Raw genomic sequence first — 23,778 nt, 5'->3', positions numbered from 1 at the left:
ACGTTCAATTTATAAAGATTTAACACTACGTCCGGAAGATATCTACAAGCCTTTAGGTTTGACTAGGGCAACATTTTACAGATATGCTAAAATTCTTGATCATCATACGGACGAAGAAATTAAAAAAATGGGCATTAAAAAGTAAAAAGTTCGCCAATCCAAAGATAGATTTGACCGTAATATGACTGTATGAAACCAATAATCAATTCATCAAAAATAATATTTTATTAGTAGCTTAAATGGCTTTGCGAATATCATATAGTTTGGATTGACGCAATGCGTAAATTTGGAAGTTAGTGGCAAGATTACCGCAGAGTATAAAAAAAACAAGACTTTAACTAAAATTTTAATATGAAAAAAAATACATTATTATTTGTTTTGGTAACATTTTTTCTTTTTTCCTGTAATCATAAGTCAACACCTGAAAAAAATGTACACACGGAAAAAACAAGTGATAAGAATGTTTACACCAAATATAAATATACAAATCCTGACAGTGGGAATATAATTGTAGAAAATAGTCTACCGAAAGGTGGAATGAAATATACTGATGCAAAAGGAGAAATATATAATTATGTAGTATTTTGGACAAGAGTAATCAACGAAACAGACAAAACTCTCGAACTGAATATTAATTTTCCTTTAAACTCTTATGAAGTTCCTTCATTACCTGGTAAATATTATGAAATATTGATTCCTTCCGACACGATGACAATCGAGAAATCACCATTGTACCTTTATGGTCTCAAGAATTTTGAAACCTTTTTAAATAGTAATATTCACAAAGAATCTAATTTAAAAAGAACTATTAACTCTAAAGAATCAACTGGTTTTTATGTCGTAATGCTTTGCTTAAGTGAAGGAGCACACGGAACTATGAGGACAGAGCTAAACCTAAAAGAGGGAAATATTTTTTATAGAGTAAAAGTTGATGGTTCAAATACCAATAACAAATCAAGCGACAAACAAATACGTTGTGGAAATTTAAATATGAAAAATTTAATAATACAGAAGTAAATAAAAAGCCAGCCACTAACATCAGTTTGGCAAAATGGCGGGTTTTGTGCTAAATCCAATAGTTGTTCTTCGGTTCAACTTTTGTGCAAAGTTGAAATCTTGTGCTTCGATTTCCGCCACTTCGCAAGCTGAAAAACGTTCTAGATGAAATATTATCTCAAAAAACGATAAAAAATATTTACTACAATATTAGAATTTCATTTTCTGAATTCTAACCGCATTTAGTATAGCTAATAAAGCAACTCCTACGTCTGCAAAAACGGCTTCCCACATTGTTGCCAATCCACCAGCACCCAAAATCAGAACAATCGCTTTTACAGCAAAAGCAAGAAAAATGTTTTGCCAAACAATCTTCCGGGTTTGTTTTCCGATATTGATCGCCATCGGTATTTTGCTTGGCTTATCGTCTTGAATGACTACATCTGCGGTCTCAATGGTTGCATCACTTCCCAATCCGCCCATTGCAATACCTACGTCGCTCAAGGCAACAACAGGGGCATCATTGACGCCGTCTCCTACAAAGGCAACTGTTTCATTTTGTGATTTGATCTCTTTTACTTTGCTGACCTTATCTTCCGGCAGCAGGTCACCGAAGGCATTATTGATACCTAATTGATCGGCAACAAATTTAACTACAGTGCTCTTATCTCCGCTTAACATCGTGGTTTTTACACCTAAAGCTTTAAGTTTATCAATGCTCAGCTGTGCATCGGCTTTTATACTGTCTGCAATAGTAATGTAGCCTGCAAATTTTCCGTCATATGCGATTGCAATTATTGTATAAACGATCTGCGTAGGGTCAAGATCATATTTGATATTGAACTTATCCATCAATTTAAAATTTCCCACAAGCAGATCTTTTCCGTTGATACTGGCTTTCAATCCGTGCCCAGCGATTTCTTCTGTATTTTCTAATTGTATAGAATGGTCGATTTCGCCGACATATTGATGGATTGCCGTAGCGACCGGATGGGTACTTTTGCTTTCTAAAGCATTTACCATCTTCAGAATTTCATCTTTATTAAATTCAGATTTTAAAGTAACTTCCTGAACTTTAAAGACGCCCTCGGTCATTGTTCCGGTCTTGTCCATTACCACATTTTTAATATTGGCGATAATGTCTAAAAAATTACTTCCTTTAAACAGTATACCGTTCTTTGAAGCTGCGCCAATTCCGCCGAAATAACCTAGAGGAATGCTAATAACCAAAGCACAAGGACAAGAGATAACTAAGAACACTAATGCTCTGTAAAGCCAGTCACGGAAAACATAATTTTCCACGAACAGATATGGTAGTAGGCATATCAGTACTGCGAGTCCTACGACAATGGGTGTATAAATCCTTGCGAATTTTCGGATAAAAAGTTCGGTAGGTGCCTTCTGAGCCGTCGCATTTTGTACCAATTCCAGAATTTTGCTCAACTTACTGTCTTCATAAGCAGTTGTCACTTTTACCTGAGCAATAGTCTGTAGATTGATCATTCCGGCAAGCACGCTCTCACCTTTGTTTTTGGTATCAGGCTTACTCTCACCAGTTAATGCAGCGGTATTGAATGATGCGGATTCACTTACCAACTCTCCGTCCAGAGCCAGCTTCTCTCCTGATTTTAGCTGTACAATATCCCCAATTTTCGCCTGTTTGGCAGGGATGGTCTTTGGTTGGTTACCTTCAAGAATGGTAACTTCATCAGGACGCTGATCCAATAATGCCTTGATATTCTTCTTCGCCCTCGAAACAGCAAGTGTCTGGAAAACCTCTCCTACGCTGTAGAATAACATAACAGCAACCCCTTCCGGATATTCTCCGATTGCAAATGCGCCTACTGTAGCAATGCCCATTAGAAAAAATTCCGAAAAAATGTCACCTTTGGCAATGCTTTCATACGCTTCTTTTAGAACGGGTAGACCCACAGGCAAATAAGCCACCGCATACCATACGATCCGTACCCAGCCTTGAAACCACTCCTGCGGAAAAAAGTTATCCAGTACGATGCCTATCAACAGAATAACCAGAGAAACAATTGCTGGTAAAAACATTTGAAATGTATTTTTCTCACCAGTGCTATGGTCGTGGTCGTGCCCGTCGTCCTCGCTGTGCGCTTCAGCTTTGTTATTCTTGGTAGAACAGCATTTGTCATCCTCAAGTAATTTTTTGGCGCCAGCATCATTGTAGATTTTGCCTTCCTGTGCTGTGCAGCAAAGCTGATTTCCTTCCTTGTCGTAAATATGTTTGTGTTCCATTGTTGTAGATTTTAAAATTAATGTTCGTGTTCCCCGGAATTACTCAGTTTAGCATTGACAAAAAATGCACCTTTAATAACAACTTCCGCATTTGCAGAAATTTCATTAACGGTTGTAATTGCAGTATATCCCATATCGGAAGAACCTTTTACAACTTCTATTTTTTCAAAATTTGTCATTTTTTCTTCTTTCTCAGGTATCTTCTTCTCATTTAAATGTTCACCTTCTTCTTCGTGATGCTCTTCTGCTTTCTTGTTTGTTTTGATGAAAATATAATATTTGCTGTCGGCTTCTACAATGGCTTCGTTGGGAACTGCGGGAGTTGTGCTTTTATCAAGGCTTACGATACCTGTAATGTTCATCCCGTCAATCAATCCTGATTTATTTCCTGTTACCGAACAGTGTACGGAGATGGTTTTGCTGTCGTTTTCAAAGGATGAACCAATGCTGTAGATTTTTGCATCGTACTCGGTTTCAGGATTATTTGTTAATTTAAAATGGACGATTTGCCCTACTCTCATTTTTGGCAGATCCTTTTCAAAAACCTGCAAATCGAGATGCAGGGAACCATTATCTATGATTTCCGCAACGGGCGATGAGATGTCAACGTAACTTCCAATTTGTGCAGAAATAGTACTAATCGTTCCACTGATTGGTGATGTGATCACTAAACCGGACCTTAAATTTCCATTGCTGATATTCGCAGGATTGATTCCCATAATCTGAAGCTGTCTCTGCAAAGAAGATCGTTGTGTTTTCAGGGTTTTCAGTTCAGCATCTGAACTTTGAAGATTTTTCTTTGCGCCGGCGTCATTATCAAATAATTCCTTCTGTCTCCTGTATTCCTGTTCTGCAAATGCAATCCTGCTTTTAACGGTCAGGTATTGCTCTTGCAACTGAATGTATTCCGGATTTGAAATGGAGGCAATCACCTGTCCTTTTCTTACAAAATCCCCGATCTGCACATTCAAAGTTTTAATAATTCCGCCATACATCGACGTGACAGTCGCTTTATTATTATTGGGAACTCTAAGTGCTCCATTGGCTTTGATGGTAGAAGTCAGCTCTTTCATCTCGATTTTGCCCAGAGTGATGCCCACCGCTTTCATTTGCTCTTCAGTCAAGCTAGCGATAGTCTGTGGGGCTTCTTCGCCGTGCTCTTCGGCTTGTTCGGTTTTCACTTCGCCTTCCACTTCAGTTGAAGCATCCTTTTTTCCACAGCCTCCGAGAAAAATCAAGACAAAGGCGATGAAGATGATATGTTGTTTCATATTATTTATTGATTAAAGAGTTAATGTTGATCACAGACTGATTGACCTGCTGAATTGATTCCAGATATTTAAGCTGAATATTGGTTGCGGTCTGCAATGCAAAAAGGTATTCAACGTAGGAGATTTCCCCTGTTTTATAACCGAGCTGACCAGCTTTCACAATTTTTTCAGCATTTGGCAAAGCCTGACCGACATAGTATTCATATTGCAAAATATCCTGTTTGTATTGGTTCAATACGTTTTCAAGTTGGGCGGTTAATTGTTTTTGCTGAAGTTTCGCATTGGATTCTGCCATTTGCTTCTGATAATCCAAGGACTGAATTCTTGCTTTGGTTGCTCCAAACGTCAGCGGTATTGATATACCAATGTTGGCAACATTAAAACGGTTCCCTGCATTGTAATATTTTTCCTGCCCATTCACGGTATGAAAACCAATGATCGATTGATTCGTATAACCCAAACTGAATTCAGGTAAGCCCTGGGATTTTTCTACATTTTTATTTTTCTCGGCAATTTCCATTTCCTGATAGAATGCTTTGACGGTTGGATGATTGGCAATCGTAGTGCTGTCCAATATATATTCAACTTTCAATGGCTGATAATTTTCACTAAGCGGAATCTCGATTTGATCATCTGTATTTAAAAGCGTTTTCAAATTTTTGTAAGCATTATCAAGGTAGATTTTATTCTGATTTAACAATAGATTGATCTCACCTTTCTGCGTTTCTGCTGTACTGATTTCTATCTTCTTGATGTCACCCGCATTAAATCTGACGGTTGCAATCCTGATAAAATCCTGATACAGACTATCGAGTTTCATTAGTTTTTTCTGATTGTAGTGTAAATATTCAATCTGATAAAAATACGTTCTTACCTGTTTTGCAAGCTCATTAACAGTAAGTTCTCTGCTAATCTGTTTCCCTTTGATTTCCTGAGCAATAAGTTCCTTTCTTGCCTTAAACAAAGTCGGGAAAGGAATACTTTGGGAAATGGAAAACGACTGGTCAAACTTCGGACTGTTGTATTGTCCAAGCTGCGCACTGAAATTCATTTTTGGAAGTTCATTGGCTGTGGGTTTCAAAGCTTCAGAAACTTTGATATCCAGATCTTTCGTTTTTACTGAATAATTATTACTCAAAGCCATTTCTGTCGCCTGCTCCACCGATAATGTTTTTATATTTTGAGCATTTAAAGTTTGCCCTACAAGTAAAAATCCTACAACGACAATCGTTGTCAAAGATTTTATTTTAAAATGATTCTTTCTGAATTTTGTATTGAAAATAATGTACAACATTGGCAAAACAAATAACGTCAAGAAAGTCGCAGTGATCAAGCCACCTATAACCACTGTTGCCAACGGTTTCTGAACTTCCGCTCCGGCTCCTGTTGAAATTGCCATTGGAAGAAATCCTAAAGAAGCTACTGCTGCGGTCATCAGAACTGGTCTTAGTCTGGTTTTTGTACCTTCAAAAACCCGCTTTAGAATATCTGTTTCGCCGTCTTTCTGCAGTTGATTGAATGTTCCTATTAAAACAATCCCATTAAGAACGGCAACGCCAAACAAAGCGATAAAACCAATCCCAGCGCTGATACTAAATGGCATATCTCTTATCAATAATGCGAAAATTCCGCCAATTGCACTCATCGGTATCGCAGTAAAAATTAATGCAGCCTGCTTAAATGAGCGGAATGTGAAGTATAACAAGAAAAATATCAGGAGTAAAGAAACCGGAACCGCAATCATCAGTCTTTTGCTTGCGGCCTGGAGATTTTCAAACTGACCGCCATAAGTAAAGTAATACCCTGAAGGTAATTTCACTTGCTTATCCAACTTAGTTTGAATATCTTCCACTACACTTTCCACATCCCGGTCTTTCACATTGAATCCAATAACAATCCTGCGTTTCCCTTCATCTCGGCTGATCTGTGACGGGCCGAGTTTGTAGCTGATATTCGCTACTTGTGAAAGTGGGATCTGATTCCCGGTACCAGTTGAGATCATCAAATTATTGACGTCATCGATATTGGTTCGGTGAAGACTGTCGAGTCTCACGACCAGATCAAAACGTCTTTCGTTTTCAAAAACCTGACCAGCAGATTTTCCTGCAAAAGCTGTACTTAAAGTGTTATTAACATCCTCAATACTCAATCCATAGTTTGCCATTCTTGTGCGGTCGTATTCTACGTTGATCTGTGGCAGCCCGCTGATGCGTTCAATTTGTGGAGCAGTAACCCCATCAACAGATTGAATGACTTTACCGACCTGATCTGCGTAAATTGCAAGGGAATCCAAATTTTCACCAAAGATTTTCACCGCCACATCCTGACGGATTCCAGTCATCAGTTCATTAAAGCGCATTTGTATAGGCTGGTTCTTCTCGAAAAATACACCGGGAATCAATTCTAATTTTTCTGAAATTTCATCTGCCATCTCATCATAAGACTTTTTACTTTTCCACTCATCCTGTGGCTTTAAAACAATGATCAGATCAGTTGCTTCCGGAGGCATTGGGTCAGTTGGAACTTCGGCAGCCCCTGTTTTTCCCACTACCATTTTCACTTCATCAAATTGTTTGATGATTCGGGATGCCTGCATAGACGTTTCAATACTTTGCGACAGTGAACTTCCCTGGGGCAATATGCAGTGAAATGCAAAATCTCCTTCCTGTAATTGCGGGATGAATTCTCCTCCCATCCTGCTAAAAATAATGAGGCTCAATGCGAATAAAGCGATAGTCACTGAAACAATCACTCCTTTAATTTTTACAGCTTTTTGCAATATTGGCTGGTAGATACCTTGCAGTTTATCCATCAGCTTATCAGAAAAACTTGCTTTTGTTGAAATCTTTTTAGATAAGAACAAAGCGCTCATCATAGGAATATAGGTCAACGATAGTATCAAAGCTCCTAAAATTGCAAAGCCAACTGTTTTTGCCATTGGCGTGAACATCTTACCTTCAACACCCACCAAAGTTAGAATAGGAATATAAACGATCAAGATAATAATTTCCCCAAATGCAGCACTGTTTCTGATTTTAGAAGCGGAAAGGAAAACCTCTTCATCCATCTCTGACTGTGTCAGTTTTTGAGTAGATTTTCTAAGTCCCAAATGATGGAGTGTAGCTTCTACGATGATCACAGCACCATCAACGATCAACCCAAAATCTATCGCGCCTAAACTCATCAAATTGGCACTGACTCCAAAAACATTCATCATCCCTAACGCAAAAAGGAGTGATAATGGAATTGCCGAGGCAACGATCAATCCTGCTCTGAAATTCCCTAAGAATACGACCAGTACAAAAATTACGATGAGTGCACCTTCAATAAGATTTTTCTCAACTGTGTTGATGGCCCTTCCAACAAGATCACTCCTGTCTAAAAACGGTTCAATCAGCACATCGTCTGGCAGTGACTTCTGGATTGTCGGAATTTTATCCTTAATTAAATTGACAACCTCGTTACTGTTCGCGCCTTTCAGCATCATTACAATGCCACCAACAGCATCTACCTGACCATTATAGGTCATTGCTCCATAGCGAACTGCACTTCCCAGGCGGACTTCCGCAACATCTTTTACAAAAATGGGAACACTGCCCGCTTTATTATCAATGGCAATATTTCTAATATCCTCAAGAGAAGTTACAACGCCTATTCCACGAATGAAATAAGCATTTGGTTTTTTATCAATATAAGCCCCTCCCGTATTCTGATTGTTTTTTTCCAATGCAGTGAAAAGGTCTGTGATGCTGATTCCCATTGCCCTAAGACGGTTGGGATCAACAGCCACTTCATACTGTTTCAATTCTCCTCCAAAGCTGTTGACTTCTGCAACACCGGGAGTTCCGTTCAGTTGTCTTCTTACGATCCAGTCTTGCATTGTTCGCAGTTCTTTGGAGGAATACTTTTTCTCGCTACCTTTTTTCGGGCGAAGAATATATTGATAAATATCTCCTAAGCCAGTACTAACCGGAGCAAGTTCAGGCGTTCCAACACCTTTCGGGATTTCTTCGGAAGCTTCCTTCAGTTTTTCGCTGATTAGTTGACGTGCAAAATAGACATCAACATTTTCCTTAAACACAACGGTAATAACCGATAGTCCGAATCTTGAAATACTTCGGGTTTCTTCAATATCGGGAATATTGGCAATGCTCTGTTCAATTGGGAACGTTACCAGCTGCTCTACTTCTTGTCCCGCCAATGTCGGGCAAACGGTAATAATCTGAACCTGATTATTGGTAATATCGGGCACCGCATCTATCGGTAATTTCGTTGCACTCCAGACGCCCCAAACGATCAACAACAAGGTCATTATACCAATGACAATCTTGTTCTTGATGCTAAATTTTATGATTTTATCTAACACAGAATTTGATTTAATTTTTTATTGAAATTGCTGTTGAATAATGAGCAGAATGAATCATCATTCAGAATACAGCAAATGCACTATTGTAGACACTGCATCAACTGCAAAGTCTTTCAAAAAATTGATAAAAAATTAAATCTTAGGAGGTTGCCAAATGTGGTCGTAAACCTGATAGGCAATATTATTCTTGTGAAAAAGAATTTTTTTTGAAAAATAGAAGGAAATCTTTGATGGAATTTCTAATAACGGTTTAATCTTAAATGCGATAACCGTAATCTGGCAACAGCTACAAAAACAGAAAGGAGAACAGGTATCATCCCTTTCGCTAGAATGAGTATCCTCAATTTGCATCGAAGTTTTGGCAGAATGATTTGATAAAGACTGTGGATTGATATCACTACACGGCATTACCAATAATGCGATGAAATAGAATGTCAATATGAGTCTTAAAACTTTCACATTACAAAAGTATTAAATATAATTTTATAAAATTCTCGTAACAATGCATTGTTGTCAAGGGATAAATGAGATAGATAAACATTTTAAAAAACGATGTTTTATAATTTTAAATCTTATACTTAGGATCTTGATTATAACGGCGTTTGTATCTAAAATATAGAGTTTGTAGATGAACTGCCTTTACAGCAACATTAGGATTTGAAATCAAAGCTCCTCCGTTGGTAGTCGCTCCTATTACGATGCCCGCAGAAATCAGCACTACATTTTTGATAATATACTGTCCTAATAGTGTGGGCACAAGAAAAACTCCTGACCAGGTTTCGTTTCGGAAAATTATTAAAGGTGTAAGTGTACCGATCATCTGGAGGTATAATARAAAAAGTGTTATTTTCATGAATCTCCCACTTAAAAGACCAATTCCTATCGCGCATTCCCAAATAGCGAGTACCGGCATCGATATGTTTTTATCTATAAAACCGTCAAAACCGTCGGAAAGTGCGAAGATTGTCTTAGATGCGATTGCCTCGGCGAGACTTAAATTTGGAAAAAATTTTACAAATCCAAACCAAAAAAATACMGCTCCGAGAGACACTCGTAAAATGACTATTCCGTTTCTTGCTTTCCAGTCGATGGCTTTGATAATAAATATCTTAAGATAGATAAGCTGATTCATCATTGTGTTTAGTTTTATCTACGACTTGAGTCACTACATAGTTTTAAAAAATCATATAACTTTTTGGAAATGTTTTGAACTAGTAGTATAGTATTTCAAATAAATGCTTTTTAGACAACTGCCCCATCCTGACGAAATATCAACTAACTAAAAATGCATCTATGGTGTTGAGGCAATTTGTTAAGGCTAAATCCTTAGCAAGATGATAGAAGAAATTTTAATATGATTATGAAATCTTGTTTTTTGATACGTGTTTTTCAAAACTCGACCGGGAGAAACAGAATTAATTTGATATAAAGTATAGTAATGCTTTCACTGTATAGAAATTAATTAGCAGAATTAGCTTTTAAATACTTCAAGAATTTTGAAGCGATATAAAGTAGATATTAAACTTTGATCGTCAGATAAAGCTTAATATTACATTTTAAATAGCAGAACTACGCATCTAGATGTATTTCAAAATTGTAGAAAGCAGTATATAAATATTTATTTCAATCTAAAAAATATCATCCATGAAAGTTCGGATAATAAGTTAAGTATTAATTAATAGGCCTTTAACAGTGCGGTAATATGAAGAATTTAGCTTTGGCGAATTAAAAATCTAATCTATTTAATTCGACTTTATGAAAAATTTTTTACTGGTGCTGTGTTGTTTTGTGACACATCTATGTTTTGGGCAGGCTCTGGTTCCGTACTTACAGAATCCTACTCCCAATTCAATAATCGTAAACTGGAAAACTTCGTCAAATAATGAGACAACAGTATATTACGGCACTTCAGCGGCTAATTTGAGCGTGACAGTTACAGGAACTACCAACATTTTTTCTGATACAGGTTATAACAACAACTACTACTACCATACGGCAAAGATTACCAATCTTCAGCCCAATACAAAGTATTATTATAAGGTCAAAACAGGAACGGTCGAGTCTTCGGTATATAATTTCAGAACACTTCCTCTTCCCGGGCAGGCTGTAACTGCAGACGGAAAGATCAGATTTCTGATTATGGGTGATAATCAGATTAAAAATGAGCCGAGATACGATTCTCTTAATCTGCATGCTTACAGAAAAATCAAGCAGCGATTTGGTTTGACGGCAGACCCTTCAGATAATATCGCTCTAACTTTCATGGTCGGAGATCAGGTAGATGTAGGGACGCTTGATCATTACGAAAATGTTCACTTTAAGAAAAACCAGAAACTCTCGCCATACCTTCCGATTCAGACGACGGTAGGAAATCACGAGACGTACGGAAGTTTAGGCATGAATTCTTACTATGCTCATTTTTTTATTGATGAGCTGAGCTACAAAAATATCAGTTCAGGAAACGAAAACTATTACGCGCAGCAGGCCGGCAACGTACTTTTTGTGAGTTTAAGCTCTGAACATACAGGAGCTGCTCAACAGACGTGGCTGCAGCAGGTTCTGACTGCCGCTGCAACAGATAATACCGTACATTGGATTATTTCTTTAAGCCACAGACCTTATCAGGCTGAGCAATATGTAGGAGATATTTCTACCTGGGTAAGAAATACTGCTGTGCCTATGCTGACGGCATCTGATAAATATTTGATGCATATCGGAGCTCACCATCATCTCTATCACAGAGGGCAGCTCAAAAATTCGCCCAACTATCAGATTATTTCCGGTGGTACGGCGTGGGATCAGTATTGGGGAATGTCGAATGAGCAGGATTTTGACGATGTACAGAAAACGCTGACCGACTGGACGTACCAAATCGTTGAGGTGGATGTACTCAATGGCAAAGTAGATATTGAAAGCTACTCAATCGGAAGTATTTATAACCAGAAAAACAGTGTGCTTGTCGACAGTTTCCACAGATATAAAAACCTGGCAAAACCAGCGAAACCTTCGGTCACAAACGTCTTTACAGCACCTGTCACTTTACCTTTAACATTAAACGGAAGTACTTTTGCGACACCAACTTCAGAACTTTTAAATACAACACAGTTTCTGATCAGTAAAACGGCCGACTTTTCGGTGATTGATAAAGAATTTTACAGAGACTTTGAAAACTGGTTCGGAAAAGACGGCACAGGAAATCCGGATGTTACCAAAAATTTAAACGCCGGAATAGATATTACAAAAGCAACAATCGCTGCCAATTCTGTTACTAATGGAGTTTATTATGTAAAAGTACGGTACAGAGACCGAAATCTTGAATGGAGTGACTGGAGTGATGTAAAACAGTTTGAGGTGACAGGAAGTGTGGTTTCTAATCCTGGATTGGTTTTAAACAAAACAGAATACCTACAGAACGAAGCAATTCTGGCAACATACACAGACGGGCCTGGAAATCAGCAGGATTGGGTAGGAATTTATAAAAAAGGACAAAATCCTTCTGCCGTCACTTCTCAGGGATTCAGATATACAAACGGACAGACTTCCGGCACAGCCAATTTCAATACCGGTTTGGCAACGAAAGGGCAATATTTCGCAGGTTTCTTTGCAAATAACGGTTATACAGAAATCACCGCAAGGAAAAATTTCTATGTAGGACCAAAAGTGGTTTTACAGGCAAGTTCAGATACCTATCCGGTGGGAGGAACCGTGGTGATCAATTACACCAACGGACCCAATCTTACCAACGACTGGATCGGAATTTACAAAATGGGACAGGTGCCGGGAGCAGCAAATCCTTCTGCTGCATGGAGTTATGTAACTGCTGCCGCAGGAGCAAAAAGCTTCACGGGATTAGCGAAAGGATATTATTATGCCACGTATCTTTTAGAAGACGGGTACACTCAGATCGGAGGAAAAGTATTCTTTAAAGTAGGAGATATTGTTACCGATCTTTGGATCAACAAGCCTTTTTATACTTTGGGAGAAAACATCACGGCATCATGGACGGATTCTCCGGGAATTATCAAAGACTGGTTGGGAATTTATCCTCAAAGTGTACAGATTCCGAATGATCAGTTTACATCATACACTTATTTTGACGGAGTTTCACAGGGTACAAAGACCATTACTGGAAACGTGAATGGAGTTCCAACAGCAGCGGGTAATTATTACATGGTGATGTTTACCAATGATTCTTACACAGAAGTTTCAAACAGAGTTTCGTTTCAGGTGGTTGGTGCAACGTTGGGTACAGATGAATCTCATAGTAATACCGAGAAAAATGTGATTTTGTATCCGAATCCTGCAAAAACGGGGCAGCCAACTTTCATAAAAAGTGATTATCCGATTGAGAAAATTCAGCTTTTATCGGCTGCAGGACAAATTTTATATGAAACCAAAAATATAAACAACCAGAAATTCTCCTTGGTTAATGAAAATTTACCCAAAGGCATTTACTTCGTAAAAGTACATACCAGAAAATTATTTACTTTAAAACTCATTGTAGAATAATCATAACAAATAGTAAAAAAAAATCCAATCTGTATCGATACAGATTGGATTTTTTATATTCTTGCATACAGGATAATTATTCAAAATTATTTCGCAACCAATCCCGTCAGCCAATGGTAGTGCTATTTAGAAAGTTTAGGATTTGCACGCACGGCTTTGATTTTAACGAATTTTTTCTCAATATCTAAGTATTCATGTTGATAAATGCCGCTCCCCAACTTTGCTGTTTCTAAAGATTCTTCTGAAGATTAACCAGACAACGCTGCCCGATATGCAGCCTACAAAAGCACCGCCAATAATATCGCCGGGATAATGAACGCCGTTGTAAATTCTGCTGTAAGAAACGAGCAAAGCCCAGAACAACAAAATAATCTTCAGCCAGTTATATTTGGCGGGAAGTAAAAAGAAAAGAAATATGACAAGCCCAAATGCATTGGCGCTGTGAGAAGATACAAAACCGTAGTTACCGCCAGCCCCGGCTTTGCTTAAATGAACAAACGGTGCCAGATCGGGTTCGTGAGAAGGTCTGAGTCGTTTCACGAGATTTTTTAAAAGTCCGGAAGCGGTTTGATCGCATAGGGTGATGGTCGCTGTAATAGCAAGTAGAATGAAAATCGTGAATTTTTTATATATACTGATCAAAAAAAACAGCAAAACAGCGTAAAACGGAAACCAAAATAACTTGTCACTGGCCCAGTACATCACAATATCAAAAAACGCATTATGCTGTCTGTTAATCATGAGAAACAGTTCCGTGTCAAATGCTTTTAAATGGTCAAGCGTTGAATTCATTATATTATACGGTAATGTGCTGATTATTGTTTTTGAATTAATCCTTTTCTATTCAGGGCATTTCAGGTTAAATTTTGATAACATGTTTATACAGCTTAAGCACCTTTTTTACTTTACGTTTCAGCAGCATTTTGCGGGAGGCATCAAAGATTTTATTCAGGCAAAAATCAATTGATTGTCCGGATAAGCGGGCGTATTCTTCACCGATGATCGTCATGATTTCTTTATCAATCGTAAATCTTGCAAAATTTTTCAGTCTTTTATTGATCTCAATATGCTCGAAAAAGTTCATCCTGTTTAAGTCTACAATGTAAAAACGGTAGTGGCCTTCTTCTTTTCGGATTAAAAAATTTCCTGCTGCGTTATCAATAAACTGAATGCCATGTTCATGTAAATTATAGATTAGTTGCGTGTATCCTTTAATAATATCGATTCTTTCGGCAAATTCTCTGTCGTAAAGTATTTCTTCCAAAGTGAAAGAATCTTCAAGTTGCTCGCTTACATAATAGCTCGACGTAAGTCCTATAAAATCATGATTCTCAATGTAAGCAATGGGTTTGGGAGTATAGAAGTTGTTCTCAAGCAGCAGATGTGCATACTCAAACGACCTTCTGGCTTTTGATTTCCTGTAGAATTTATAAACGTGTCGGTTTATAATATTGTGCTGCTTAAATGATTTAAAATTGAACAGTCGATCTTTGACTGCAAAAAACTTTATCACATTTCTGCCGCCGCTGCCAATCATAGTTCCGCCTGATCCGAAATTTTTTAGGATACCTAAAATTTCTTCCTTATACTTTGAAAAATCTTCTGTAAAAATAACATTCATCTCAACGCTCTCAATCAATACTGTATTCTCTTAAAGTTTTAGAGATTAAATTCACAATTTCTTCGTTATCAGTTTGCTCTGTATTCACCGAAAAACTTTTATGGTTATAAGGCTGGTAGACACTTTCCTCACTTACAGAAAATAATCCCAGGGTCGGCGTACCAGATGCACTTGCTAAATGCATCACCCCGCTGTCTGCGGCTATAAAAAGCGCAACGTTGGCAATAAATCCTCCCATTTCCCGGATGTCTTTACTGTAAAAATGTGGAATTTTGAAATTGAGTTTTGAAATATTTTCTACAGGTAACATTTCGATGATATTATAATCGTCAAAGTTTTTTTTGAGCGTATCGTAGAATTTTGTCCACCATTCTTCAGAATAACATTTGGCACCTGTGGCATTGGTAAACAGGCAGATTGTTTTTTTATCATTTTGAATGATGGTATTCAACTGCTCTTTTCCTTTTTCTATTTCATCAGGATCCAGTTTGATATCAAGATCTGGAATTCTGGCAGATAAATGCTCAAAACCAAATTGTGATAAATAATCGCGTAAATTATAAATTGAGTTTTTAGCTGAGTGCCTGTAATCCGAAAATTTCTCCTGTAATTCGCTTTTCTGATCAGAAAACAATTTGTAATGGGAGCGGGCAAACTGTGTAGACAACCGGCCAGAAGAAGATCCTGCCGTTGAATTGATGACTAAGTCATATTTTCTTGTTTTTAAAAGAGCCCAGCCTTTCAGATATTTGAATAAATTACTGAACGGCTTTTTTGGAAGTTGAATAATTCTGTCAACTTGAGTGAAGTTTTTGAAAATGGAAGGTGAAACCCCGCCTTTTACAAAAAGATCTATCTTACTGTCCGGAAATAGCGTGAGAACTTCCTGAACGAGTGGTGTAGCAATTAGTAAGTTTCCTAAACGGTGATTGGGTCTTGTGATTAAAATTCTCTTAATCGCAACATTCTTTTTATTACCGGCCGGCGATTGATCTTTTCCTATACCTTTTGTCAAATTATGCATTACTGATCTTCGAAATGCATTGATTTTCTTTGAAATTTTCATAGATTTAAAAGTATTGCGACCGCTTTGTTATTTAAGTTGTTGTTGGCGAAAGATATTTTTTTGATAATTTAATATAAACATCTTATTGTTCAAAGATAAATACAATTTTATTATTTATTAGTACCAGTTAGATGATATTTAAATGAAAGAATTTTTTCAATATAAAATTATTGTATTAATGGTAGACTGTTCCTTTTATCATTATGGTGATTAATAGCAGTGTAATTTACGACAAAGCGAGAGCGTTTAAAAATATAGTTTACAATTAAGTTTACAATTAATAAAAGTAAATTTTCAGAAAATCAGATTATTAGGATTTATCTATTTGATTAAAGAAATCTTAGTTGTATGCGAGCTTTTTTATCGCATTTCCAGTATGGAACACAGTGATTACCGAATTGAACAGGCCCGTTACAGAATTATAAGCAGGATTGAGAATACTAATCGCAGAATTCATTACGCAGATTATTATTGATGGTAACTAAAATATCAGTACGTTTCAAATGAAAATGGAAAGCCAATATTTAGGATTAGTTTAAAATTGCCGGAAGCAGAATATAAAGAAATATCCAATTATATTAAACATCTGTTTAGTTTAAAACTATGGAATAATTTTGATAGATATCCTTTAAAAATGTACGTCGATGAATGAACAGTCTATAAAATGGCAAAACGCTCTTACTAAGATATTAAATCTTAAATATCCTATTGTACAGGCTCCTATGTTTGGGGTAACGACTCCTGAAATGGTCGCCGCAGCATCAAATGTAGGATCATTGGGCTCCTTATCACTTGGTGATCTGCCTGCTGCAAAATGCGTCGAACTGATTCGTGCTACAAAGAGATTTACTGATAACCCATTTGCGGTCAATCTTTTCCTCAATCCGTTACCGGAACAGAATGAATCACTGAGATTACAATATCTACGAACAAAAGAATTTCTTCAACTTCTATCTGATCAACATCAGTTAAACGTAAAGTATCCTGAATATGAAGAGATTAAACTTACAGATTACCATGACCAAATAGAGGCAATTTTAGCTGAAGATTGTAAAATTGTTAGTTTTACTTTTGGTCTTTTGGATGCAGCCAGTATTGATCTACTCAAAATGAATGGAACAGTGCTGATAGGAACAGCAACTTCCATTGAAGAAGCTATAGTTTTAGAGGAAGCCGGAATTAACATAATCTGTGTACAGGGTATTGAGGCAGGTGGTCACAGGGGAAGTTTTATCGGTGAAAAAATACCTGAGATTGGAGGTCTTTCACTTTTGGCACAGGTACATGACAAAGTGAATGTACCATTAATTTATGCTGGTGGGATATATAATGCCAAGACGCTTTTAGCTGTCAGGCTGTTGGGAGCACAAGGATTTCAAATCGGAAGTCTCTTATTAGGGTCTGTTGAAAGTGCTTTGCTGGAGTTTGAGAAATGCAAATTGAGAAATGCCTCTGAAAAAGATATTGTGTTGACAAAAAGTTTTTCAGGACGCAATGCCAGAGGCTTGAAAAATATTTTTACACATCTATTGGACAATAGTGAGCACATTCTTCCGTATCCTTACCAAAATAAAATTACCGGCCCACTACGTGCAGCTGCAAAACTCCAGCAAAATCCTGAATTCTTAAGTATCTGGACCGGACAATCAAAATCAACTTACAGTTCAGATTCAACGGCAGATATAATCTTGCGATTAATTGAAGAAACAGAGAACTATATGATTATGGAGTAGTACTTCGCCAGATTAGTCCACAGGGGATAAGTTTTGAAGCTTAAATTTTAAGAAGAAAACATTAAAAATAGAAATGAAAAAAAGGAGTTTACATTTTAAATTACCTTACTATCCGAAGGCCATTTTACAGCATCCACTCACGAATATAGAAAAGACGGGAATATATTTATAAAGGAAAAATATCTGGAAGGGCTTAAAGATAAACGCTATAAGTATTACAGCAGCCCGTAAAACCTGAAAAAAGAAAAGTATTTTAACGAACGTTTGGTAATACATATTATTTTTATATATTTGCACGATGAGACCACAGAAAATTTTAGATACGGATATGATAGCCGGGCTTACCAAAGTTTTTAGAGATAAAGGCTATGAAGGAGCAAGTTTAAATGAGTTAGCGGAAGTAACCGGATTAAAAAAAGCAAGTCTGTATCATCGGTTTCCCAATGGAAAACAGGAAATGGCAGAATCAGTACTGAACAATATAGATGAGTGGGTTGATGACAATATTTTCTCTCATCTTTTGAACGAAAAAAAAACAGCGAACCTGAGATTAAAAGATGCTCTGAAAAATATTGAAGTTCTTTATGATAGTGGAAAAGAAACTTGTGTTTTAAGGGCTTTTTCAATGCATAGCGGATTATCGTTATTTGAACAGCAGATAAAATCTGGTATGGATAAATGGATTGCCGCTTTTAATGGGTTGGGTATTTCCTTAAAATTAACTTCCACACAGTCTCAACAAAACGCAATTCAGACCTTAATAGAATTACAAGGCAGCCTGATTGTAACAAAAGGGTTAGCTGATACCAGTATTTTTAAAAATACTTTAAAAAATATTGAAAAGCGATATTCCAAAGAATAAAAAATTTTGAAAACTAAATTTAACAAACGTTCGGTAAATTATGACACAATTACATCCGCTACCACCTTTTAACGAAGAAACAGCGATACAAAAAATTCAAATGGCAGAAGATGCATGGAACAGCAAAGACCCAGTTCGAATTTCAAAAGCATATACTCTAGATACAGAATGGCGCAATCGGGATCAATTCATTAACGGAAGAAAAGAAGTACAGGATTTTCTTTCGGACAAATGGAAAAATGAATTGGATTATAAACTTAAAAAACAGCTTTGGACATTTAATGACAATCGAATCGCTGTAAGATTTGAGTACGAATATCGGGATAAAAACGGTCAGTGGTTTAGAGCCTACGGAAACGAAAACTGGGAATTTGATGAAAATGGATTAATGGCAAAAAGGTTTGCCAGCATCAATGACCTAAAAATTGAAGAAACCGAAAGAAGGTTATAAACAATCAGAATATGAAAAGATTTTTTTTATTACAACTAATTATCCTATTCACATTATTTGGATGTGCAAGCCAAACAAGTAATAATACTGACAATAAATCAAAAAATATGACACATAAACATCCCACATTATACAAAACCATCGAAATTGACGGAATAAGCATTGCTTACAGACAAGCAGGAAACCCAAAAAAACCTACGATAGTCCTGCTGCACGGCTTTCCCTCATCATCACATCAATACCGAAAAGTCTTATCACTGCTATCTGATGATTTTCACTTGATCGCACCAGATTATCCCTCATTTGGAAACAGCGATTTTCCTTTGGCAAGTGAATATGAATACACTTTTGATAATATTGCAAAAACTATAGACACCTTTCTAGAAAAGAAGAAAATTGTCTCATATACATTGATGATCCAGGATTATGGAGCACCAATTGGTTTTAGAATAGCAACAGCTCATCCGGAAAGGGTTACGGCAATAATTAATCAAAACGGGAATGCATATGTAGAAGGTTTGGGTGATGCGTGGGCTGGAATCAGAGCACTTTGGAAAGACCGAAACCCTGAAACCGAAAAAGCAATACTGCCATCCTTTTCACTGGACGGCTTAAAGTGGCAATACACACACGGAACAAGAAATATCGAAACCATCAATCCCGACACCTGGCATTTGGATTATTTAAGACTTTCAAGACCTAATGCACATCAGGTCAATTTGGATTTATTTTACGATTACCAAAACAACTTAACGCTATATCCAAAATGGCAACAGTATTTAAGAGACAATCAGCCACCATTACTAATAGTTTGGGGTAAAAATGACGCGTTTTTTCCTGAAATTGGAGCAGCTGCTTTCAAAAAAGATGTTAAGGAAATCGACTATAATATTTATGATACTGGGCATTTTGCATTAGAAGAAGATGGAGATGACATTATAGAGAAAATTAGAAACTTTATGAAGAGAGTTGGAAAGTTATTTCCGGCTGCTAATACCTCCAAGTCCCGAAACGTCAGCTATTGATCAACTAAATCCTTAAAATGGATATACAAAGAGCGAACAGTTTAAACTATTTGTTCTTCGTAATTATTACAGTTATAATGTTATATAGAAGCAAAAATTTCTTTTAAAAATGCTTTTGCCTGATATTGTTTTCTATCAAAAAGATTTTCCAGATCTGTTGGTTCAGCTGAAAATTTTTAATCAGGTCAACAGAATGATCAGTACAGTTATTGGCGAGAATCAGGATTTCAAAAAAATTGACATCCAGCAGATTGCCGTCGAGATCCACCTGATGAGACAGCGATTGCAGAACCTTTTCAATATAATATTCTTCGTCTTTTACCGGAATCACAACACTTGCCTTAATGCCGGGTTTGATTTTAAAATTTGAAAAAATGAGTTGATGAAGGTCTGTCGGATTTTTCATAAATAGAATTACACGGATTCAGAAAGAGGACTTTTATTATTAAATGAAAGAGGTCACTTATTTTTTTATTGGATAGCGATGATGATCAGGCTTTTGCAATAAAGATACCAGCAGGAATGGTGTTGATAAGCACAGTTTTCTTTATAGGTATTACCTTTTTTCTGGCGATGGTTCGTCTCTGTTTTCTGGGTCATATTTTAAATAGTTCCAGTTGTTTACCTTTATGGTGTAGAAGATAAAATTAAGATTATTTTTCAAACTTTTAGAGATCAGATAGAATATCTGATGATTACACAATATAAATTGCAGTCATGTTAAAATTAAAAATAAAGCGTGAAAAGATAAATGCTGTTTTCATGAAGCATCATCTGATCGGTCTTCCTTTCGATACAGTTATACATCTTTCAGTGCAAAAGAGCGGAACGAACACATTCACGCTCACCCTTTTAGTTTTACAACCCACATTCTAAATGGTAGTTATGTAGATAAGATTTATGAGATTTCTGAAGACGGTTCTTTCAAATCTACTGTGCCTCACCGGAAAAAACGGACTTCTCATTTTGTATCTGCGCATACGGTTCATGAAATCTCATTATTAACACTCATACAGGCAAAACCGGGAAATTGATAGGTTTCATACGGAGCTGATTTCGCACCTGAATGATAAAAAATAGCGGCGCCATAATCATCAGGCTGCTTTGTATAAAAACCTGGCTTGGCAAAATTTTTCATTTGTTTTCGAGTAAATGTAACAGCTTTACTAACTTTTTGAATTCCAATGAGTTAAGATTCATTTGTTAGAGACATTCCGTTGTTTTAATATATTGAGTTAAATTTGAAATTATGGTATACAAAAATTTAGATATTATATTCTAAACTGCGATTCTACTGTTTTAAGTGATTGTTTTGTAGATTATATAATGATATTCGTAAAAAATGATTAATTTGGCTGTGAAATTCTATATACAGTCTTCACGTAGGGGATAAACACTTATTAAAACAGTAATTATGAAAAAAATACTTTTCTTATTTACAGTGATTACATTTCAGCTGTTTTTCTCACGTGGACAGATAAATAGATTTCATTTTTCTTCTGACGGTTTGCACTGTACATCATTAGCAAATAACCTACAAAATACAACTGGCGGTTATACTTCTAACCTGACCAATTGGGTCAGTCCACCGGTATTGTCTGGAGATCCTGCAGGAAATCCTTTTATTTAAATCGTTATAATAATTGCAGGTGTTCAATAGGTGGCATAGGATGCAGTTCTTCCAGTGAATGTGTTCCTGATGTTGGAGACACAATTATGCTGATCGGTATATTATCGGTGGCGTAACAAACTTAAATATTCAGTAAAGATGAAGAATTCTATTTTCTACAGTTTAGTATTTTTTGCAGGATTATATTCTGCACAGGTTTCTCAGTTCTACGAAAGAAGCTGGGGAACTTATTTTGGTGGAGTTTATACCAACGGAACTACGGGACCCACCAGTTATAAAGCAACAGAGGTTAATGATGGTAATATTATCATTGACAGACAATACAATAGTAGCTCAAATACCACTTATTACAACCAGTTTATCACTTCAGGCATGCAGGGATTTACTCCCGGAATAGGCAATCGCTTAGAAGGCAAGATCAGTGATAATGGTTCTTTGCTCTATTCAAAATATGCGGTTCCTGGTGCTACATTAAGCACATCCGAAAGCGAGAGAATAATATATCGTGATGAGGATGGAAGTTATTATGTAAACGAATCAAAAAATATACTGAATGCATCCGCAAGTACAGGAGTTTGGCTTACAGGTTCTATAGTAGAGGATATAGAAAACAACAGAACATCACTTTTAGCAAAGTATGACGCTAACGGTATATTTCTATGGAGAACATTCATTCCTGCAGGTATTTCAGATCTAAGCTTTACAACAGACACTGCAGGAAATATATACTTCGCCGGACGTACCAAAAAACAAGACCTGGCAGATACGGGAAGTTACCAGAGCAGTTTTGTATTAGATTACGTAAATGGAAGCCTCAGACAGAATGCTTATCTCGTAAAACTTAATTCTTTGGGACAGAAAATATGGTCGACCTACTATCCTGCCGAAGAAATATCATCACTTGATGAATATAATGGAGATCTGTACTTAGTTACCAGTTCAGATTTCTTAGGGACAAATACACAACTTGCCACCAATGGCACATTTCAGCAAACCAAAGCGCTCAGTGCTATTTCGAGATTTAGTGCCAATACTGGACAAAGAATCTGGGGTACATATTATGGGCCTTCTGATAATTACGGCAGCATCTCGCAAATAAAAGTAACAGAAAGCGGGATTTATACATTAGGTCTGTCTATTGAAATTTATTCAGCGAATAATACCAACTATTTTGCAACTCCGGGAGCATATCAGGCGCAACCGGCGGGAAATGAGGATATTGTGATAAGTAAATTTGATTTTTCCGGACAGCGGGTTTGGAGCACGTATTTTGGAGGTACAGAATCAGACGAATTTTCCAGTCTGGATGTAAAAGGCAGCAAAATATTGATTTCCGGGGGAACACTCAGTCAGAATATTGCCAGTGCAAACGCTTTTGTAAACGTAAAGCCCAACCTGAGTGTACCTGATATTTTTTTTGCAATGTTTAATACATCTGGAGAATTGGTTGTTTCTTCTTACTACGGAGCTACTGATGTCTCTTTAGGAATATTCCTTGGTGGATCTGTAAAATCCTTTTTTTCAAATAATTCAGAGTCATTCTACCTGGCTGGAATTACGGCAAACCACAACGGGTTCTCAGCAGAAGGAGCATTTCAACCCGCAATCCTACCAATAGCAGGGCCAGGCAGTTCAGACTACACTTTTTTTATTGCTAAGTTTGCGTCCAGGAACCTCGCAACATCAGAAAATACAAAAGCTGGTCAAATTAAGCTTTTTAATAACCCGAATAACGGGAATTTCAACATAACAGGAGATGTATTAAGCACCACAAATTGCAAAATCCACATTTTTGATATTTCCGGAAAACTAATCTATAAAGAAGACTTACCAAAAGGTAAAATTCACAGATTCTCGTTAGAAAATCTTTTTGTATCCGGCACTTATATTTTCAACGTATCTTCAGATAATGGGGAAGCATTAAAAACATTTAAACTGGTTGTGAAGAAATAATATTTTCACCAGGCATAATAGATAATAGATAAT

The 23,778-nt window shown here is 36.8% G+C and carries 18 protein-coding genes; 8 read left to right on the top strand and 10 right to left on the bottom strand.

All coding sequences use genetic code 11. The features are described 5' to 3' along the window. Positions 1-351 precede the first annotated feature (351 nt). Complete coding sequence (locus ASG01_RS15495; RefSeq protein ID WP_055865792.1) at positions 352-1,017, top strand: hypothetical protein; 666 nt, start codon at positions 352-354, stop codon at positions 1,015-1,017. Positions 1,018-1,206: 189 nt separating this feature from the next. On the opposite strand, the gene ASG01_RS15490 is transcribed toward ASG01_RS15495, so the two are convergent. The 5 genes from ASG01_RS15490 to ASG01_RS15475 form a co-directional block, all read right to left on the bottom strand. Further along, entirely contained in the window at positions 1,207-3,258 is a 2,052-nt protein-coding gene (locus ASG01_RS15490; protein ID WP_055865790.1) for a heavy metal translocating P-type ATPase, read from the bottom strand. Positions 3,259-3,275: 17 nt separating this feature from the next. Beyond that, on the bottom strand, positions 3,276-4,529 hold the full coding sequence (locus ASG01_RS15485) for an efflux RND transporter periplasmic adaptor subunit (protein WP_055865789.1): 1,254 nt from the start codon (positions 4,527-4,529) through the stop codon (positions 3,276-3,278). A 1-nt stretch (position 4,530) separates the two neighbouring features. Next, positions 4,531-8,895: a CusA/CzcA family heavy metal efflux RND transporter gene (locus ASG01_RS15480; protein WP_082498407.1), complete on the bottom strand. Its 4,365-nt coding sequence runs from the start codon at positions 8,893-8,895 to the stop codon at positions 4,531-4,533. A 132-nt stretch (positions 8,896-9,027) separates the two neighbouring features. Continuing rightward, on the bottom strand, positions 9,028-9,354 hold the full coding sequence (locus ASG01_RS16350) for a DUF6660 family protein (RefSeq protein WP_082498406.1): 327 nt from the start codon (positions 9,352-9,354) through the stop codon (positions 9,028-9,030). A 106-nt stretch (positions 9,355-9,460) separates the two neighbouring features. Next, complete coding sequence (locus ASG01_RS15475) at positions 9,461-10,030, bottom strand: hypothetical protein (protein WP_202966988.1); 570 nt, start codon at positions 10,028-10,030, stop codon at positions 9,461-9,463. Positions 10,031-10,650: 620 nt separating this feature from the next. On the opposite strand from ASG01_RS15475, the gene ASG01_RS15470 reads away from it, so the two are divergent. After that, on the top strand, positions 10,651-13,404 hold the full coding sequence (locus ASG01_RS15470) for a fibronectin type III domain-containing protein (protein ID WP_055865783.1): 2,754 nt from the start codon (positions 10,651-10,653) through the stop codon (positions 13,402-13,404). A 192-nt stretch (positions 13,405-13,596) separates the two neighbouring features. On the opposite strand, the gene ASG01_RS15465 is transcribed toward ASG01_RS15470, so the two are convergent. From ASG01_RS15465 to ASG01_RS15455, 3 genes are all read right to left on the bottom strand, one after another. Then, positions 13,597-14,196, bottom strand: a complete 600-nt coding sequence (locus ASG01_RS15465) for a phosphatase PAP2 family protein (RefSeq protein WP_055865781.1) — start codon at positions 14,194-14,196, stop codon at positions 13,597-13,599. A 67-nt stretch (positions 14,197-14,263) separates the two neighbouring features. Next, entirely contained in the window at positions 14,264-15,025 is a 762-nt protein-coding gene (locus ASG01_RS15460) for a lipopolysaccharide kinase InaA family protein (protein ID WP_055865802.1), read from the bottom strand. 10 nt (positions 15,026-15,035) lie between these two features. Next, positions 15,036-16,049 carry a glycosyltransferase family 9 protein gene (locus ASG01_RS15455; protein ID WP_238584567.1) on the bottom strand — a complete coding sequence of 338 codons (1,014 nt, stop codon included), beginning with the start codon at positions 16,047-16,049 and terminating at the stop codon, positions 15,036-15,038. 686 nt (positions 16,050-16,735) lie between these two features. Between ASG01_RS15455 and ASG01_RS15450 the strand changes: the two genes are divergently transcribed. The 4 genes from ASG01_RS15450 (at position 16,736) to ASG01_RS15435 (ending at position 20,162) form a co-directional block, all read left to right on the top strand. Then, positions 16,736-17,824 (top strand): NAD(P)H-dependent flavin oxidoreductase, encoded by a 1,089-nt coding sequence (locus ASG01_RS15450; RefSeq protein WP_055865775.1) that lies wholly within the window; start codon positions 16,736-16,738, stop codon positions 17,822-17,824. A gap of 298 nt (positions 17,825-18,122) precedes the next feature. Further along, positions 18,123-18,686, top strand: a complete 564-nt coding sequence (locus ASG01_RS15445) for a TetR/AcrR family transcriptional regulator (protein WP_055865772.1) — start codon at positions 18,123-18,125, stop codon at positions 18,684-18,686. 40 nt (positions 18,687-18,726) lie between these two features. Then, the gene (locus ASG01_RS15440; protein WP_055865771.1) at positions 18,727-19,137 is read left to right on the top strand and encodes a nuclear transport factor 2 family protein; all 411 of its coding nucleotides are present in this window, start codon (positions 18,727-18,729) and stop codon (positions 19,135-19,137) included. A gap of 11 nt (positions 19,138-19,148) precedes the next feature. After that, positions 19,149-20,162: an alpha/beta fold hydrolase gene (locus ASG01_RS15435; protein ID WP_055865768.1), complete on the top strand. Its 1,014-nt coding sequence runs from the start codon at positions 19,149-19,151 to the stop codon at positions 20,160-20,162. 103 nt (positions 20,163-20,265) lie between these two features. On the opposite strand, the gene ASG01_RS15430 is transcribed toward ASG01_RS15435, so the two are convergent. Beyond that, positions 20,266-20,568: a glycosyltransferase gene (locus tag ASG01_RS15430; RefSeq protein WP_055865764.1), complete on the bottom strand. Its 303-nt coding sequence runs from the start codon at positions 20,566-20,568 to the stop codon at positions 20,266-20,268. A gap of 579 nt (positions 20,569-21,147) precedes the next feature. Continuing rightward, entirely contained in the window at positions 21,148-21,300 is a 153-nt protein-coding gene (locus tag ASG01_RS16070; RefSeq protein WP_157844214.1) for a hypothetical protein, read from the bottom strand. 276 nt (positions 21,301-21,576) lie between these two features. Here ASG01_RS16070 and ASG01_RS15915 point away from each other — a divergent pair, with 276 nt between their 5' ends. Together ASG01_RS15915 and ASG01_RS15425 are read left to right on the top strand one after the other, a co-directional pair. Continuing rightward, a complete protein-coding gene (locus ASG01_RS15915; RefSeq protein WP_131725396.1) occupies positions 21,577-21,792 on the top strand; it encodes a hypothetical protein in 216 nt (71 codons plus the stop codon). A gap of 138 nt (positions 21,793-21,930) precedes the next feature. Beyond that, a complete protein-coding gene (locus ASG01_RS15425) occupies positions 21,931-23,745 on the top strand; it encodes a T9SS type A sorting domain-containing protein (RefSeq protein WP_055865763.1) in 1,815 nt (604 codons plus the stop codon). Positions 23,746-23,778 lie beyond the last annotated feature (33 nt).

Source organism: Chryseobacterium sp. Leaf180, assembly GCF_001424585.1.
In the GTDB taxonomy this organism is placed as follows: Bacteria; Bacteroidota; Bacteroidia; order Flavobacteriales; family Weeksellaceae; genus Chryseobacterium.
This window is presented reverse-complemented; position numbering and strand designations above follow the sequence as displayed.

Bases quoted from the DNA above. Each gene is read 5' to 3' on its own strand.
- ASG01_RS15495 (WP_055865792.1), top strand. From the start codon at position 352: ATGAAAAAAAATACATTATTATTTGTTTTGGTAACATTTTTTCTTTTT.
- ASG01_RS15490 (WP_055865790.1), bottom strand. From the start codon at position 3,258: ATGGAACACAAACATATTTACGACAAGGAAGGAAATCAGCTTTGCTGC.
- ASG01_RS15485 (WP_055865789.1), bottom strand. From the start codon at position 4,529: ATGAAACAACATATCATCTTCATCGCCTTTGTCTTGATTTTTCTCGGA.
- ASG01_RS15470 (WP_055865783.1), top strand. From the start codon at position 10,651: ATGAAAAATTTTTTACTGGTGCTGTGTTGTTTTGTGACACATCTATGT.
- ASG01_RS15465 (WP_055865781.1), bottom strand. From the start codon at position 14,196: ATGAATTCAACGCTTGACCATTTAAAAGCATTTGACACGGAACTGTTT.
- ASG01_RS15460 (WP_055865802.1), bottom strand. From the start codon at position 15,025: ATGAATGTTATTTTTACAGAAGATTTTTCAAAGTATAAGGAAGAAATT.
- ASG01_RS15455 (WP_238584567.1), bottom strand. From the start codon at position 16,049: ATGCATAATTTGACAAAAGGTATAGGAAAAGATCAATCGCCGGCCGGT.
- ASG01_RS15450 (WP_055865775.1), top strand. From the start codon at position 16,736: ATGAATGAACAGTCTATAAAATGGCAAAACGCTCTTACTAAGATATTA.
- ASG01_RS15445 (WP_055865772.1), top strand. From the start codon at position 18,123: ATGAGACCACAGAAAATTTTAGATACGGATATGATAGCCGGGCTTACC.
- ASG01_RS15440 (WP_055865771.1), top strand. From the start codon at position 18,727: ATGACACAATTACATCCGCTACCACCTTTTAACGAAGAAACAGCGATA.
- ASG01_RS15435 (WP_055865768.1), top strand. From the start codon at position 19,149: ATGAAAAGATTTTTTTTATTACAACTAATTATCCTATTCACATTATTT.
- ASG01_RS15430 (WP_055865764.1), bottom strand. From the start codon at position 20,568: ATGAAAAATCCGACAGACCTTCATCAACTCATTTTTTCAAATTTTAAA.
- ASG01_RS16070 (WP_157844214.1), bottom strand. From the start codon at position 21,300: ATGAAAAATTTTGCCAAGCCAGGTTTTTATACAAAGCAGCCTGATGAT.
- ASG01_RS15915 (WP_131725396.1), top strand. From the start codon at position 21,577: ATGAAAAAAATACTTTTCTTATTTACAGTGATTACATTTCAGCTGTTT.
- ASG01_RS15425 (WP_055865763.1), top strand. From the start codon at position 21,931: ATGAAGAATTCTATTTTCTACAGTTTAGTATTTTTTGCAGGATTATAT.